This is a genomic window from Amycolatopsis sp. TRM77291 (assembly GCF_054166285.1).
This window is the reverse complement of sequence record NZ_JBSZHF010000001.1, coordinates 1,723,458-1,738,624: the sequence shown is the minus strand read 5'-3', so window position 1 is coordinate 1,738,624 and position 15,167 is coordinate 1,723,458. Positions and strand designations below refer to the sequence as shown.

The window sequence follows — 15,167 nt, the reverse complement described above, 5'->3', positions numbered from 1 at the left end:
ACCGCGCGGGGTTCCGGCACCCCTCGCCCGCTAGGCGAACGTGTAGTCCTCGATGGGGAAGCTCTGTGCCTCCTTGATGGCGTTCAACGTGGAGGACGGCCGGAGCAGGGTCGCCTCCCCGTGCGGGTTGAAGTAGTAGCTGTTCGCCGGGGCGCAGTTCCCGAGGGTGAAGATCGAGTCGCCGAGGCGTTCGGTCATCCGGTCGAGGAACGCGTCGTTGGCCTCCTGCGTGACTTCGAACTCAGTCGCGCCTCGCCGCCGCATGGCGCCGAAGAGCCGGTCCATATGCCGCATCTGCGTCTCGATGGTGGTGAAATAGGACAGTCCCGAGTAGGAATACGGGCTGTTGAGCGAGATGAAGTTGGGGAACTTCGGGATCGCGACCCCCTCGTACGCCTGGAAACGGTTCTCCCGCCACCACTTCCCGAGGTTCCGGCCGTCGCGGCCGATGATCTCGATCGCCGGGAAATTCGCCTCCCACAGGTCGAATCCGGTCGCCAGCACGAGGACGTCGATCTCCCGCCGACGGCCGTCCGCCGTCTCGATCCCGGTTTCGTCGATCTTCGCGATCGAGGTCGTCTCCAGGTGCACGTGGTCCTTGGTGAAGGCCGGGTAGTACTCGTTGGAGAACGTCGGGCGCTTGCAGCCGAACGAATAGCGCGGCGTCAGTTCGGCGCGCAGCCGCGGATCCCGCACCTGACGGCGCAGATGCGCCTGGCACCACAGCTTGCCGAGCCGGTTCGCCATCGGCAGCTGCTTGTAGTGCAGGACACCGGAGACCATCATCAGTTCCAGCAGCGCCGTCCCGGTCAGCCGGGCGGCCCGCTGGGTGAGCGGGACCGCGGCGAACGCGCGCCGGACCGCCTTGGGCACCGGGAAGTCCAGTTTGGGGCTCACCCAGATCGGCGTCCGCTGGTACACGGTGAGCTCCCGCGCGACCTTCGCGATCTCGGGGATCAGCTGGACCGCGGTCGCGCCGGTGCCGATCACCGCGACCCGCTCGCCCGCGAGGTCGTGGTCGTCGTCCCAGGCGGTGGTGTGGATGACCTTGCCGCGGAACGTGTCGATGCCGGCGATGTCGGGCTTCTTCGGCTGGGATAGGAATCCCGTCGCGGTGAGGAGATACTTGGCGGTGACCGGCCCACCCTCGGCGAGCGAGACCGTCCAATGCGCGTTCGCCTCGTCCCAGACCGCGCCGGTGACCACCGAGCCGAACCGCATGTAGCGCCTCAGGCGGTACTTGTCCGCGACGTGTTCGGCGTACCGCTTGAGTTCCGCGCCCGGCGCGAAGAGCCGCGACCAGTGCGGATTCGGCTCGAACGAGTACGAGTAGGTGGCCGATGGGATGTCGACGGCCAGCCCGGGATAGCGGTTCACATGCCAGGTGCCGCCGAGGTCCGACTCGCGTTCGAGGATGAGCAGATTGTCGTAGCCGAGCCGGTTGAGCTGGATCGCCGCGCCCATCCCGCCGAAACCGGCTCCGACGACGACGGCGTCGTACTGCGCGTTCATGCGTTTTCCTCCCGGTGGGTGTCCTGGTGGAGGCGGGCGCGATAGCCGGCCCGCTCCGGTGGATCGGGCCGCAGTGCGCGGTCGTCGCGGACCAGCCGCCGGAACGCGGCGAGCGCCGGTTCGGGTGTCACGGCCGCGAGGGTGGCGAGCGCGCCGACATAGCCGGGCACGGCGATCTCGGCCGCGCGGGTGCGGACGGAAGCCACGACGGCGTCCGCGATCCGGCCCGGTTTCACCTTCGGGATCGGTCGCATGTCGAGCCCTGAGGCCAGCGCGGTGTCGACCGCCGACGGAAGCACGGCCGAGACGCTCACGCCGTGCGGCGCGTACTCCAGCCGGGTCGCCGCGGTCAGCCCGACGACGGCGAACTTGCTGGCGTTGTAGATCGCCAGCCCCTTGACCGGGAACTTCCCGGCAAGCGACGCGACGTTGACGATGTGGCCGCGACCCCGCTCCAGCATGCCGGGCAGGGCCAGCCGCATACCGTGGACGACGCCGAAGACGTTGACCTCCATGGTCGCCCGGTTCAGTTCGTCGGAGAGGTCGAGGAAACCGCCGTTCGGCATGATCCCGGCGTTGTTGACGAGCACCGCGAGCGGCCCGTTCGCCTGTTCCGCGTCACCGAGGAAGGCGGCGAACGACGCCGGGTCGGCGACGTCCAGGGGATGCGCGGTGCCACCGACGTCGGCGGCGGTCCGTTTCGCGGCTTCGAGGTCGAGATCGCCGATGGACACGCGGGCACCGAGCGCGGCCATGCGTTCCGCGGTCGCGCGGCCGATCCCCTGCCCCGCGCCGGTGATCGCCACGTGCGCGCCGTCGAGGTCGAGCTCCGGGTACTTGCTCATGCGCGCACTCCCTCTCGTGCGAAGGCGTCGGCGACCAGGCCCGGTGCCGTCCTCAACGCCGTGGCGAGCACGTGCTCGCGCCGCCGTCCGTCCATGAAGTTGGCACCCATGGCGGCGAGATCCGCCGGCGCCGGTTCGATCCGGACCACCCGGACACCTGCCGCGCGCAGCCGCCGCACCTCGTCGTCCACACGCCTGGTCATCGCCGCCCGCAGCAGGCGTTCCAGCCGGGCCGCGCCGCGGGCCGGTGCTCCGCCCTCGCTGCTCATCGGCGCGATGAGGACGACCTCGCCGATGTCGCGGCCGAGCAGGAAATCGGCCGACGTCGGGGAGACCGTGCCGCCGTCGAGCAGCGGCCGTCCGTCCACAACGGACGGAGGGAACCAGCCAGGGATGGCCCAGGACGCGGCGATCGCCTCGCCGAGGCGTGCGGGCGGCGCTCCCGGGGAGCCGAGCGCGATCCGCTTCCCGGCCGGATCCGCGGCCATCAGCCAGGTCGCTGGATGCGGGACCCAGCCGTCGGGCGCCAACGCGTCACCGAGTTCGCGCAGCCAGCCGGCGTCTTCCCTGCCTTGGGGTAGAAGACCCGCCAGACCGGCGAGCGGGTCGACTTCCCGGCGCAGCGCGGCCCGGACCAATCCGGCCGCGGGCCAGCGCGGGAACGGCACCGGCGGGAGCCTGCCCGGCATCCGCCGGACGTGCGCGGCGACGACGGCGTCACCGCCGGGCGCGCCCGCCACCGCGTCGAGGATCGCCTTCGCCGGGATGCCCGCACCGAGCATGGCCACCGCCTCGGCCCCCGCCGAGGTCCCGACCAGGACGTCCGCCTCGCGGGGATCCCAGCCGAGCGCGTCGAGGACCGCGGCGGTCCAGGCGAATCCCAGGGTCCCGCCGCAGCCGAGCACCAGCGCCCTCGCGGAATGACGTGTCATTTCCGGAACGGTATGTCATTTGAACGCGCCGGGCAATAAGCTGGCGGGATGACGACGGAGACCCCGGTCAGCAGGGCCGCACGGAAGAAGCAGGAACTACGGCGCGAGATCGTGGAGACCGCGTTCGACTGCTTCGCCGAACGCGGTTACCACGCGACGGGGATCGCCGACATCGCCGCCCGGCTGGGCATCGGGCACGGCACCTTCTATCGGTACTTCCAGAACAAACGGGACATCGTCGACCACGTCATCACGGACCTGGTCGAGAAGGTGGTCGGCGCGCTGGCCGCGGACAACGCGCCGGACGCGGTCAGCAGCCTCGCCGAGTACCGCAGGCAGAGCGCGCGGATCGGCGACGCGCTCGCCCGGATCTTCGGCAGCGACCCGCGGATGGCCCGGTTCCTCCTGCTCGAAGCGGCGGGCATCGACGCCGAGATGCGGGAACGGGTGCTGGACTTCTACGAGACCGCCGCCGAACTGACCGCCGGCTACCTGCATCACGGCGTCCGCCTCGGCTACCTGCACGACGATCTGGACGTCGACTCCACCGCCCGCGCGATCAACGGCATGATCCTCGCGTCGATCCTGTCCGAACTGCGCGACCCGTCACCGGAGAGGCAGGCCGCGATGAGCCGGGCGGTCCGCCGGGTCATGTACGACGGGATCGCGGCCCGTCAGTGATCGGCGCGCTTCAGGATCGCCCTGGCCCGCGCTTCGACCGGCTTGTCGACCATCTGGCCGCCGGCGACGGTCACCGAGCCGTCCCCGGCGCGCGCGATCACGTCCCGCGCCCACTCGATCTCACCGTCCGACGGGGCCAGCCCACGGCTCGCGGCGGCGACCTGGCGCGGATGCACGCACAGCTTCCCGGTGAACCCGACGGTCTTGGCGTGCTCCACATCCGCGGCGAGTGCGGCGTCGTCGTCGAGTGCCGTGGTGACACCGTCGATCGGGGCCGCCCTTCCCGTGGCCGCCGCGGCGACGACGAGCGCGGACCGCGCGTACCGCAACGCCTCGTGTGACCGGTGGTCGACCCCGAGCTGGACGGCCAGGTCGACGCTGCCGAAAGCGGGCCGCACCACCGCGTCCGCGCCGCAGACCTCCACCGCGCCCGCGATCCCGGCCGCCGTCTCCACCAGCGGGAGGATCGGAACACCCGGCAGCCGCCCGGCGAGGGAATCGATCTCGGCACGGTTCTCGGCCTTGGGCAGCATCACCGCGAGCGCGCGCCCGGCACTCGCGACATCGTCGTCGTACCAAGCGGTTCCGGCGGCGTTGATCCGGACGACCGCCTGATGGCCTTCCGCCAGCCACGCCCGGACGTGCTCGCGGGCGGCCTCCTTCCGATCGGGCGCGACGGCGTCCTCCAGGTCGAGGATCACGACGTCGGCCCCACTGGCCGCGGCCTTGGCGAAGCGATCCGGCCGGTGTCCGGGCACGAACAGGAAGGTCTTCGCGGCGGTCAGGAGTTCGTTCACCGGCCGAGGCTCCGCATCGTTCCGGTCGCCGTCCGCCGTCCGTGGCGATCACGCACGGCGGTGCCGGCCCCGTCCGCTCGCACGATCATGCCCTGATGGTCGAACAAGGGCGCGATGAGCCGGTAGTCGAAGGCCAGCCTCCCGCTGCTCCCCCGCCGCCGCGCGGCCTCGGCCATCGCGAGCGCCTGCAACGGGCCGTGGGTGAGCAGCCCCGGATAGCCCTCGACGTCGCGGGCGTAGTCGCGGTCGTAATGGATGCGGTGGGCGTTGTAGGTCAGTGCCGAGAAGCGGAACAACAGCGTCGGCGAGACGTCGATCGCCCATTCGTCCTCGGCCGCCGGCACCTCCGGCTCCTTGACGGGGGCCTCCGCCCGCCCGGCGGCGGCGTCGCGGTAGACGATGTCCTGCTCCTCCTCGACCACGACCTCGCCGCCCTGGACGATCCTGTGCCCGGTCACGACGAAGGTCAGCCGTCCGGTGCGGCCCTGTTTCTCCTCTGTGGAAAGCACTTCCGTGTGCCGCTCGGCGGGCAGCCCGCACCGCAGCGGGCCGAATGTCCGCACCCGTCCGCCCGCCCACATCCGGCGGCGCCCCGGCTCCATGCCACGGACCGGGTGTCCGTCCGGCCCCAGATCGGCCTGCGCGGGCCGGTCCAGCAGGTAGAACCAGTGCCAAAGCAGGGGCAGGCCGTCGCGGTCCAGATCCGGCGGCTCGACGTCGAGCAGCGAAGCCAGCGCCTCCGCGGGACCAGGCTGCAGGATTTCCTTCACGTTCGCACCTCCTGAAGGGCACCGAACTCGGCCCGGATCGACTCGCTGTGCGCCCCCAGCGCGGGTACCGGCCCCATGATCGGCTCCCGGCCGGCGACCTCGACCGGTGGGAGCAACGCCTCCAGCGGCCCGGCGGGGGTTTCCACCTCGCGCCACCGATTCCTCGCGGCCAGCTGCGGATGGCGGGTGAACTGCTCCGGCGTCCGCAGCCGGGCGTTGGCGATCCCGGCGCGCTCCAGCAGGTCTCCGACCTCGTCCGCGGTCAAGCCGCTGAAGGCCTCCTCCAGGATCGCGGTGAGTTCGCCGTCGTTGCCGACGCGGTCGTCGTTGGTCCGGAAGCGCGGATCTTCGGCCAATTTCTCCTGTCCCAACACGTCCCGGCACAGTACGATCCACTCCCGTTCACTTTGGACACTCAGGAAGACCCGATCGTCCCCGGTGCGGTACGGGCCGTAGGGCGAGATCGACGGATGTGCCGCCGCCGTGCGCCGCGGCGGTTCCTTGCCGTAACGGGAGAAATAGGCGGGCTGGCTCATCCATTCGCCGAGCGAGTCGATCATCGCGACGTGCAGGCTCGCTCCCTCGCCAGTGCGCTCGCGGTCGTACAGCGCGGTGAGGACGCCGCTGTAGGCGTACATCCCGGTGGCGATGTCGGCGATCGAGATCCCCGCCTTGGCCGGTGTCTCCGGGGTGCCGGTGGACATCACGAGCCCGGTTTCGCACTGCACCAGCAGATCGTAGGCCTTCTTCGTCCGATATGGACCTTCCGGGCCGTAGCCCGAGATCGAACAGTGGATCAGGTCAGGACGTTCCGCGCGCAGCGTCCCGGCGTCGAGACCGAGCCGTTCCACCGCGCCGGGCGCGAGGTTCTGCAGGAACACGTCCGCCTTGCCGATCATCGCGCCGAGCAGCGCCCGGTCCGCCGGATCCTTGATGTCGAGTTCGACGCTTTCCTTGCCCCGGTTGAGCCACACGAAGTAGCTCGATTGCCCGTGCACCGTCCGGTCGTAGTCGCGGGCGAAGTCGCCCGTTCCGCGGCGTTCGATCTTGATGACCCGGGCGCCGAGGTCGGCGAGCTGACGCGAGGCGAACGGAGCGGCGACGGCCTGCTCCAGCGCGACGACGGTGATTCCCTCGAATGGTGGACGCATGCTGCCTTCCTCGGTGTTCAGGACGGGATGCGGTGCCGTTCGATCAGCTGGCGCGCGATCACTCCGCGCTGGATCTCGTTGGTGCCCTCGCCGACGATCATCAGTGGCGCGTCACGGAAGTACCGCTCGACGTCGAACTCCGTCGAGTAGCCGTAGCCGCCGTGGATGCGGACCGCGTCGAGCGCGATCTCCATCGCGGCCTCGGAGGCGAACAGCTTCGCCATCCCCGCCTCCATGTCCGCGCGTTCGCCAGAGTCGTAACGTCGCGCCGCGTGGTGCACCAGCTGGCGGGCGGCCTCGAGTTTGGTCGCCATGTCCGCGAGATGGTTGCCGATCGACTGGTGCTGCCAGATCGGCTTGCCGAAGCTCTCGCGTTCCTGGGCGTAGCGCAGGGAATCCTCCAGCGCCGCCCGCCCGACGCCGAGTGCCCGGCAGGCGACCTGGATCCGGCCGATCTCCAGGCCCCGCATCATCTGGGCGAATCCGCGGCCCTCGACTCCGCCGAGCAGTGCCGTGACCGGCGCGCGGAAGCCGTCGAAGGAGAGCTCGCAGCTCTCGACCCCCTTGTAACCGAGCTTGGGCAGATCCCGTGAGACCTCGAAACCCGGCCCCTTCTCCACCAGCAGGATGGAGATCCCCTTGTGCGCGGGTTCGGCGGTGGGGTCGGTCTTGCACAGCAACGCGACCAGCTGGGACCGGCGCGCGTTGGTGATCCACGTCTTGCTGCCGTCGACCACGTACTCGTCGCCCTCGCGTCGCGCCGTGGTGCGGAGTGCCTGCAGATCCGAGCCGCCACCGGGTTCGGTGAGCGCCATCGTCGCGCGGATCTCGCCTGTGGCCAGCTTCGGCAGGTAGGTGTCCTTCTGCTCCTGAGTGCCATATGTGGCAAGGAGTTTCGCGACGACGGTATGGCCGCCCATCGCGCCGGCGAGGCTCATCCAGCCGCGTGCGAGCTCCTCCGTCACCAACGCGTAGCACTCCGCGGAGACCTGGGTCTCGCCCCAGGGCTCGGGCACGGCCAGCCCGAAGACGCCCATCGCCTTCATCTGGTCGACGAGCTTCTCGGGATAGGTGTCCGTGTGGTCGAGCTCCCGCGCGACGGGCCGGACCTCACGATCCACGAACCCGGCCACGAGCGCGACGATCTCGGTCTCTTCCTCGGTCATGTGGTTATCATGAGCGATGATGAGACGGTATGTGAAATACCGAATCATGATGCCCGCATACCGGACCGCGATGAGCAGGGGCGACGGTGGACTTCAAGCAGCTCAAGGCGTTGGTGACGGTCGCCGAGGTCGGCAGCGTGACCCGCGCGGCCGAGCTGCTGCACCTGGTCCAGCCCGCCGTCACCCGGCAGATCCGCACCCTGGAGCAGGAGCTCGGGGTGCCGTTGTTCGAGCGGACCCGCCACGGGATGCGCCCGACCGAGGCGGGCGCGACGCTCGTCGAGCGTGCCCGGCGGGCGCTCACCGAACTCGACCGCGCCCGTGCCGAGCTGGCCCCGAAACCCGGTGTGGTCACCGGCATCGTCACGGTCGGCCTGCTGGAGAGCGCCGCCGAACGGCTCGCCGCGCCGCTGACCACGGAAGTGCTCCGCGAACATCCGGGGATCGAACTGCGGCTGCTCACCGCGTACTCCGGGCATCTCCAGCGGTGGATCGACGACGGCGACGTCGACCTGAGCCTGCTCTACAACCTGACCAGCACCCCGTCGCTCAACGTCCGTCCGCTGGTCCGTGAACGACTGTGGGCGGTCGCTCCCCCGTCGGCCGGGCTCGATCCCGCGCGCCCCGTGCCGTTCGCCGAGGTGGCCGCGCATCCGCTGGTCATGCCCTCCGAGGGGCACGCGCTCCGCACCCTCATCGACGGCGCGGCCCGGGAAGCGGGCGCCGAGGCGGAGGTCGCCGTGCAGACCAACGCCATGACCCTGCAGAAACGCCTCGTGCTCGGCGGGCACGGCTGGACGATCCTTCCCGGCATCGGCATCGCCGCGGACGTCGCGGACGGCACGCTGAGCGCGGCTCCGGTGTGCGAACCGGAGGTCTGGCGCACCGTCGTCCTCGGCACGCCCAGGACGGGGCGCGTCACGCCCGCCGTCGACGCCGTCGCGCGGGCACTGGTCCGGCAGATCCACCGGACCGTGCGGGAGGGCGAATGGCCCTCGGCACGGCTCTGGGAAGACCGAACAGGAGAAGAATGAGCACGCTCACCGGCAACGCCGTCGCCGCCGACGGTGCCCGGCTGGCCTACCAGTGGCACGGCACGGGCAGACCGCTCGTACTGCTGGCCGGGCAGGCGAACGACCACACCTGGTGGGATCGCACGCGCGGGGACTTCCCGAGCACGATCACCATGGACTACCGCGGTACGGGTGCGAGTGACGCGCCCGATTCCGCTTACTCCACACCGGGTTTCGCGGACGACGTGATCGCGGTCCTCGACGAACTCGGGGTCGGCGAGGCCGATGTCTACGGCACCTCGATGGGTGGCCGCGTCGCGCAGTGGGTCGCCGCGCGGTATCCCGACCGGGTGCGGCGGCTCGTGCTCGGTTGTACCTCGCCGGGTGGCACGCACGGTGTCGAGCGGTCGAACGACGTGCGGCTGGCCCTGGCGCGGCGGTCGTCCGCGGAAGCACGGGAGACGCTGGAGGACCTGATGTACACGCCCGCCTGGCGAGCGGCCAATCCCGGTCCGTACCGGGTGCTGGGCGCGCACGGCATGCCGCCGCACGCCGTGCGCGGACACCTCGTCGCGAGCAACACCCACGACGCGTGGGACGTGCTTCCGGAGATCACCGCGCCCACGCTGGTCCTGCACGGTGACGACGATCTTCTCGCCCCCGTGGCGAACGCGCCGCTGCTGACGAAGCGGATTCCCGACGCGCGAATGCACCTCTTCGCCGGGGCGCGCCATGCCTACTTCGACGAGTGCCGTCCCGAATCGAGCGAGCTGGTGAGCGACTTCCTCGGGTAGACCATGCCGACCGGGTATGTACCCATCGCGGATTTCTATTTCTCAACCGCAGGGATCACAGCTCATGATGGTCGGCGTTCCCGGAGCGAAGGAGCTTCCCTTGCCGCACAAGAAACCCGGCGTCGTCGCGAACGTGGTCCGCGGCTGCCTCGGCAACCTGGTCGAGTGGTACGACTGGTTCGTCTACGCCTCGTTCAGCATCTATTTCGCGGCCAGCTTCTTCCCCGAGGGAAACCTGACGGCGCAATTGCTTTCGACCGCCGTCGTGTTCGCCGTCGGCTTCCTGATGCGCCCGCTCGGTGGCTGGCTGCTGGGCCTCTACGCCGACAGGTTCGGCCGCCGGTCCGCGCTGACCCTGTCCGTGACGCTGATGAGCTTCGGCTCGCTGGCCATCGCCCTCACCCCGGGTTACGCGTCGATCGGCCTGCTCGCGCCTGTGATCCTCGTGGTCGCCAGGCTCGCGCAAGGTCTCTCGGTGGGCGGTGAGTTCGGTTCGAGCGCGACCTACCTGTCCGAGATCGCCACCCCGCGGCGGCGCGGCTTCTACTCGAGCTTTCAATACGTCTCGATCACCGTCGGGCAGCTTTCGGCCCTGCTGGTGATGATCGTGATGCAGTCGCTGCTCACCGAGGCGCAGATGTACGCGTGGGGCTGGCGGGTCCCGTTCGTGCTCGGCGCCGTCGCCGGACTCGTGGTGATGTACCTCCGCCGCAGCATGGTGGAATCGGAGCACTTCCAGCGCTCTTCCGGCTCGCCTTCTCGCGGCGGCCTGCGGGTCCTGCTGCGTGAGCACCGTCGCCAGGTTCTCGCCGTTCTGGGGCTCGCCATCGGCGGCACGGTGGCGTTCTACACCTTCACCAGCTACCTGCAGAAGTACATGGTGAACACGGCGGGGATCCCGAAGCCGACCGCTTCGCTCATCGGTTTCGCCGCCCTGTTCCTGTTCATCTTCATGCAGCCCGTCGCCGGCGCCCTTTCCGACCGCTGGGGGCGGCGCCCGGTCATGTTCGGCTTCTCCGTCGGCGGCATGCTGCTGACCGTGCCGATCATGACGCTCGTGGGCAGGACGGGGGATCCGTGGGTGGCGTTCCTGCTCATGATCACCGCCATGATCTTCCTCAGTGGCTACACCGCCTTGTCTGCCATCATCAAGGCGGAGATGTTCCCCACCAACGTCCGAGCTCTCGGCGTCGGCTTGCCGCACGCCCTGGCGACCGCGGTGTTCGGCGGGCTCTCTGAGCCCATCGCGCTGGCCTTGAAGCAGGCGGGGCACGAGAGCGTGTTCTTCTGGTGGGTCACCGGTTGTATCGCGTTGACCTTCGTGGCGACTTTGGTGGTGCGGGAGCCTTCGCGTGACTCCGCGCTGGAGATCGGCGAGGTACCTGTGCGGGATTCTGTTGTGCGGTAGGACGTGGTTCCTCTCGGGGTCTCACGTGTTGCGATCTCGCCGTGGCCGAATTTCGGTTACGGGCGGGTGCCACGCTTTCTCGGCTGGGCCGGCGGATGGTTGCAAGGGATCTGGGCCCGGCGGTGTGGGCGTTGCCGAATCTTGGCAACTGTCGCGGGTGCCATGTCGAGGATTGTCGTCGCACTTATCCGTACGGAGGTCTGTCCGTGGGCTCAGCCGTCGTCGGATTTCGGTACTGGGGCGATGTGGTGGCGGGACTGGTGCGACGTCGCCGCGAGGCACCGTCCTCCGTGGCCGTTTTGCGGCGACGGCGAGGACCTGCGTCGGGCCGTAGCCACGAAATGCGAGACAACGCCGCATGGTGCACCGCTCCTGACTCCGTAGCCGAATTTTGGCAACGAATCCAGGCCTGGGCAGCGTGGTCGTTTTTCGGCGACGGGCCTCGGCTCGATTGCGCAACTCGGGTTGTCAGGCGTCAGCCGGATCGTAGCCATGAGGCGACATCACGTGGTGCGCGGTCTGTGGTTCCATCGGCGGATTCTGGCAATGGTCCAGGACTGGGCGCCGTGGTCGATTTTCGGCGACGGGCCGCGGCGTCGATTGCGCAACTCGCGGGGGCGGACGCCAACCGGATCACAACCGCGAGGCGCCATCACGTGGTGTGCGCGATCTCTGGCTCTCTAGCCGGATTCTGGCAATGGTCGCAGGGCTGGGCGGTGTGGTCGTTTTTCGGCGACGGGCGGTGGACGCTGGCTGTATGACGGGCGCGCCCACGAGCCGCGAGGGGCGATCACAGGGTGCGCAGTCCTTGGCTCGGTGGCCGGGTTCCGGCGACGAAATCAGCCCTGCGGGCAACCGTGGTCGTTTTTCGGCGACGGGCCGCGGCGTCGATTGCGCAACTCGCGGGGGCGGACGCCAACCGGATCACAACCGCGAGGCGCCACCACACGGCGCACCGTCCCTAGCTTCGTAGCCCCATTCCGGCAATGGTCGCAGGGCTGGGCGGTGTGGTCGTTTTTCGGCGACAGACGCCGGGCGCTAGCTGTATGGGCGCAGCCACAGGCCGCGAAACGCCATCACAGCGTGCGCAGTCCTTGGCTCGGTGGCCGGGTTCCGGCAACGAAATCAGCCCTGCGGGCAACCGTGGTCGTTTTTCGGNCTCCAACCGCGCGATCCCCTCCGACGCAGCCACCGCGACAGCCACAGCATCCTCATCCTCCAACACATCCAGCACCGCATTGACCTCCCGAAGCACATCAGCCGACGTGATTTCCTTGAGTACCGCCACAACGGCGTCGCGTGTATCCACACACCGAAACTACAACCGACCACCGACAAAAAGACCATTTCCCTTACACAACAACACTAATCGACGTCGAGCAGCCCATCGGCACCATTCTCCAGCCGCCGCGCGATCTCCTCCGACCGTGGCAACATGGTCTTCTCATAAAGCGCAACAGCATCACCGACCGAAGCAGAACCGGCCAGCGCGAGGGCGAGTCCACAAGCGTCGACCATGGCCAGATTGACGCCGACGCCGAGCGGCGGCATCAGGTGGGCGGCATCGCCGAGCAAGGTCACCCAAGGCTTCTGCTCCCACGTGTGCGGAACGGGCAGGACGTACAACGGACGATCGACGTACGGCCCGTCGTTGTCGGTGATCATCCGCAGCATCGAAGGCGACCAGCCGGAAAACGCGTCGAGCAGCCGGCCGCGGACGTCCGCGCCTGACCCGGCCCAGTCCGCGGGCAGCCGCTGGATGATGTAGACCCGGATGTGGTCTCCACTGTTGCGCTGGGCGAAAAGGCACCGCTCGCCGTCGGCCGCCATCGCGCTGCCCTGGCCGACGAGTTCGGTGAGTTCGGGGTGCGCGTTCTCGACGTCGTCGAACCACGCCTCCAGGAAGGTGATCCCGGCGTATTCGGGCACGGCCGCCGAAACCGCCGGTCGGACCCGTGACCACGCGCCGTCGGCACCGATGACCAGATCCGTCTCGACCGTCGCTCCGTCCGTGAACAGCAAGCGCCCGGGAGCTTCGACCCGATCCAAGGTCCGTCCCCAGTGGACAGTGCCCGGCTCCAGCGAGTCGAGCAGAAGCTCACGGAGCTGACCGCGATCAATCTCCGGTTTGAACATCTCCCCTTCGGCAGGAACGTGGTGCTCCAGCAGCCGTCCGAGGGGATCCAGTTTGCGCATCTCCTGCCCTTCCGGGCGAGCGAGTGCGAAGAACTCGTCGAGCAGGCCGGCTTCGCGCAGAGCCAGCTGCCCGTCGTCCGCGTGAAGGTCGAGGGTGCCGCCCTGGTTCCGTGCCCGGGGATGCGGGTCGCGGTCGTAGACCGTCACGGGAACACCGTGTTTCTGCAGGATGCGGGCGCAGGTCAGGCCGCCGGGACCCGCTCCGATGATGCTGATCGTCATGACCCCAGAAAAGCAGAACGAGTTAAAAAGTGCAACGAGTCAACTTAGTGACCGCGACAACCCATGCGGTAGGGTGCGCTCATGGAGACACCGGGACGGCGTGAACGCAAGAAGGCGGCCACCCGCCGGTCGCTGGCGGACGCCGCGCTGAACCTGTTCCTGGCGCGGGGCTACGACCAGGTGAGCATCCGGGACATCGCCGAGGCGGCCGACGTCTCGACGACGACGCTGTTCAAGCACTTCCCCGGCAAGGAGGCGCTGGTCTTCGACGAGTCGCAGGACCGCGAAGAACGCCTGGTCGCCGCGGTCCGGGAGCGCGAAAAGGGCCAGAGCATCGTCGAGGCGCTGCGCGAGTACGTGCTCGCGACGTGGCTTCCGCTCACGACGCATCCCCAGTACGCCGAGTTCACCGCGCTGGTGACCGGCACCCCGGCACTGCAGGAGTACGGCGAGCGCATGTGGACGCGGCACGCCGCGGCGCTCGGCGTCGCGATCGCCGAAGAGACCGGAGCGGACTCCGACGACATCGCCTGCCACGCGCTCGCGCGCTTCGTGCTGGACATTCCGGCCCTCACCCGGGGCCGCCCGGACCCGAAGGAGGACGTCGAGCGGATCTTCGACCTCCTCGAACGAGGCTGGCGTTAATCCTCTTCGGAAGCGGGACGGGATCCGCGCAGCGAGCCCGGATGCGCCTTGGCGGAGGGATCCTTGCGGGTCTTGAGCAGGCTGGCCACCGTCACCACGACGAGGATCCCGATGATCACCGACAGGCTGACCGGCGTCGAGATCTCCGGAACGCTCTCGTCGATGTCCACGTGCGCCCAGTGCAGGATCAGCTTGACCCCGATGAACCCGAGGATCACCGCGAGCCCGGCCGACAGGTACACCAGGCGATCGAGCAGGCCTTTCACCAGGAAGTACAGCGCCCGCAGGCCCAGCAGGGCGAACGCGTTGGCCGCGAAGACCAGGTACGGCTCGTCGGTGACGCCGAAGACCGCGGGGATCGAGTCCAGCGCGAACAGGAGGTCGATCCCGCCGATCGCGAGCAGCACCACGACCAGCGGCGTGCCCACCCGCTTCCCGTCCAAGCGGGTGACGAGTTTGCCGCCGTCGTATTCGGTCGACAGCGGCAGCAGCCTCCGCGCGGACCGCACCACCACGTTGTTCTCGACGTCCGGATCCTCGTCGCGATGCCGGAACAGCTGGACGCCGGTGTAGATCAGCAGCAGCCCGAACAACAGGAACATGAAGGAGAACAAGGAAAGCAGCGTGGCACCGAGCGCGATGAAGATCGCGCGCATGATCAGCGCGACGACGATGCCGAACGTGAGCACCTTGTGCTGATGTTCCTCGGGTACCGCGAAGGTGCTCATGATGATCACGAAGACGAAGAGGTTGTCGACCGACAAGCTCTTCTCGACGATGTAACCCGCGAAGTACTGCTGCCCGAAGTCGCCACCGTGCGCCAGCGTCAGCCAGACGCCGAACGCCACCGCGACCAGGATGTAGCCGACCGACCAGGCCACCGCCTCGGCGAAACCGACCTTGTGCGGCCGCACCGCCGCGAGGATGAGATCGAGTGCGAGGAGCCCGAGCACCAGCCCGATCGTGACGGTCCAGGTGAGGGCATCGATCTGGAGCATCCGCACCCTGTCTTTCCTTCGACGGCTGGTGCCAAGA

Annotated in this window: 14 protein-coding genes; 5 read left to right on the top strand and 9 right to left on the bottom strand. The window is 69.0% G+C overall.

Going from position 1 to position 15,167, the window contains the following annotated elements; genetic code table 11:
* Nucleotides 1-30: 30 nt before the first annotated feature.
* From ACXIZN_RS08280 to ACXIZN_RS08270, 3 genes are read right to left on the bottom strand one after another with little or no spacing between them, the layout of a single operon-like run.
* On the bottom strand, nt 31-1,512 hold the full coding sequence (locus ACXIZN_RS08280; RefSeq protein ID WP_457953372.1) for a flavin-containing monooxygenase: 1,482 nt from the start codon (nt 1,510-1,512) through the stop codon (nt 31-33).
* Complete coding sequence (locus tag ACXIZN_RS08275; RefSeq protein ID WP_457953370.1) at nt 1,509-2,357, bottom strand: SDR family oxidoreductase; 849 nt, start codon at nt 2,355-2,357, stop codon at nt 1,509-1,511. Before ACXIZN_RS08275 ends, ACXIZN_RS08280 begins: the two co-directional genes overlap by 4 nt.
* Nucleotides 2,354-3,289, bottom strand: a complete 936-nt coding sequence (locus tag ACXIZN_RS08270) for a patatin-like phospholipase family protein (protein ID WP_457953368.1) — start codon at nt 3,287-3,289, stop codon at nt 2,354-2,356. Before ACXIZN_RS08270 ends, ACXIZN_RS08275 begins: the two co-directional genes overlap by 4 nt.
* A gap of 48 nt (nt 3,290-3,337) precedes the next feature.
* Between ACXIZN_RS08270 and ACXIZN_RS08265 the strand changes: the two genes are divergently transcribed.
* A complete protein-coding gene (locus tag ACXIZN_RS08265; RefSeq protein WP_457953367.1) occupies nt 3,338-3,970 on the top strand; it encodes a TetR/AcrR family transcriptional regulator in 633 nt (210 codons plus the stop codon).
* Here ACXIZN_RS08265 and ACXIZN_RS08260 read toward each other — a convergent pair.
* From ACXIZN_RS08260 to ACXIZN_RS08245, 4 genes are read right to left on the bottom strand one after another with little or no spacing between them, the layout of a single operon-like run.
* A complete protein-coding gene (locus ACXIZN_RS08260; protein WP_457953366.1) occupies nt 3,964-4,767 on the bottom strand; it encodes an HpcH/HpaI aldolase/citrate lyase family protein in 804 nt (267 codons plus the stop codon). The two genes, ACXIZN_RS08265 and ACXIZN_RS08260, sit on opposite strands and share 7 nt — an antisense overlap.
* Nucleotides 4,764-5,537 carry a mesaconyl-C4 CoA hydratase gene (locus ACXIZN_RS08255; RefSeq protein WP_457953365.1) on the bottom strand — a complete coding sequence of 258 codons (774 nt, stop codon included), beginning with the start codon at nt 5,535-5,537 and terminating at the stop codon, nt 4,764-4,766. Before ACXIZN_RS08255 ends, ACXIZN_RS08260 begins: the two co-directional genes overlap by 4 nt.
* Nucleotides 5,534-6,688, bottom strand: coding sequence for a CaiB/BaiF CoA transferase family protein (locus tag ACXIZN_RS08250; RefSeq protein ID WP_457953363.1), 1,155 nt, complete (start codon nt 6,686-6,688; stop codon nt 5,534-5,536). The genes ACXIZN_RS08255 and ACXIZN_RS08250 overlap by 4 nt, the downstream gene beginning before the upstream one ends.
* Before the next feature lie 17 nt (nt 6,689-6,705).
* Nucleotides 6,706-7,854: an acyl-CoA dehydrogenase family protein gene (locus tag ACXIZN_RS08245; RefSeq protein WP_457953361.1), complete on the bottom strand. Its 1,149-nt coding sequence runs from the start codon at nt 7,852-7,854 to the stop codon at nt 6,706-6,708.
* An 86-nt stretch (nt 7,855-7,940) separates the two neighbouring features.
* Here ACXIZN_RS08245 and ACXIZN_RS08240 point away from each other — a divergent pair, with 86 nt between their 5' ends.
* The 3 genes from ACXIZN_RS08240 to ACXIZN_RS08230 all read left to right on the top strand — a co-directional run bounded on the left by ACXIZN_RS08240 (nt 7,941) and on the right by ACXIZN_RS08230 (nt 11,069).
* Nucleotides 7,941-8,888, top strand: coding sequence for a LysR family transcriptional regulator (locus ACXIZN_RS08240; protein WP_257485976.1), 948 nt, complete (start codon nt 7,941-7,943; stop codon nt 8,886-8,888).
* A complete protein-coding gene (locus ACXIZN_RS08235; protein WP_457953360.1) occupies nt 8,885-9,661 on the top strand; it encodes an alpha/beta fold hydrolase in 777 nt (258 codons plus the stop codon). Before ACXIZN_RS08240 ends, ACXIZN_RS08235 begins: the two co-directional genes overlap by 4 nt.
* Before the next feature lie 64 nt (nt 9,662-9,725).
* Nucleotides 9,726-11,069, top strand: coding sequence for an MFS transporter (locus ACXIZN_RS08230; protein WP_457953358.1), 1,344 nt, complete (start codon nt 9,726-9,728; stop codon nt 11,067-11,069).
* 1,365 nt (nt 11,070-12,434) lie between these two features.
* Here the strand turns inward: ACXIZN_RS08230 and ACXIZN_RS08225 are convergent.
* Nucleotides 12,435-13,487: an FAD-dependent oxidoreductase gene (locus tag ACXIZN_RS08225; RefSeq protein WP_457953357.1), complete on the bottom strand. Its 1,053-nt coding sequence runs from the start codon at nt 13,485-13,487 to the stop codon at nt 12,435-12,437.
* An 81-nt stretch (nt 13,488-13,568) separates the two neighbouring features.
* On the opposite strand from ACXIZN_RS08225, the gene ACXIZN_RS08220 reads away from it, so the two are divergent.
* The gene (locus ACXIZN_RS08220; RefSeq protein ID WP_457953356.1) at nt 13,569-14,132 is read left to right on the top strand and encodes a TetR/AcrR family transcriptional regulator; all 564 of its coding nucleotides are present in this window, start codon (nt 13,569-13,571) and stop codon (nt 14,130-14,132) included.
* Here ACXIZN_RS08220 and ACXIZN_RS08215 read toward each other — a convergent pair.
* Nucleotides 14,129-15,130 carry a TerC/Alx family metal homeostasis membrane protein gene (locus tag ACXIZN_RS08215; protein ID WP_457953354.1) on the bottom strand — a complete coding sequence of 334 codons (1,002 nt, stop codon included), beginning with the start codon at nt 15,128-15,130 and terminating at the stop codon, nt 14,129-14,131. The genes ACXIZN_RS08220 and ACXIZN_RS08215 overlap by 4 nt on opposite strands.
* Nucleotides 15,131-15,167 lie beyond the last annotated feature (37 nt).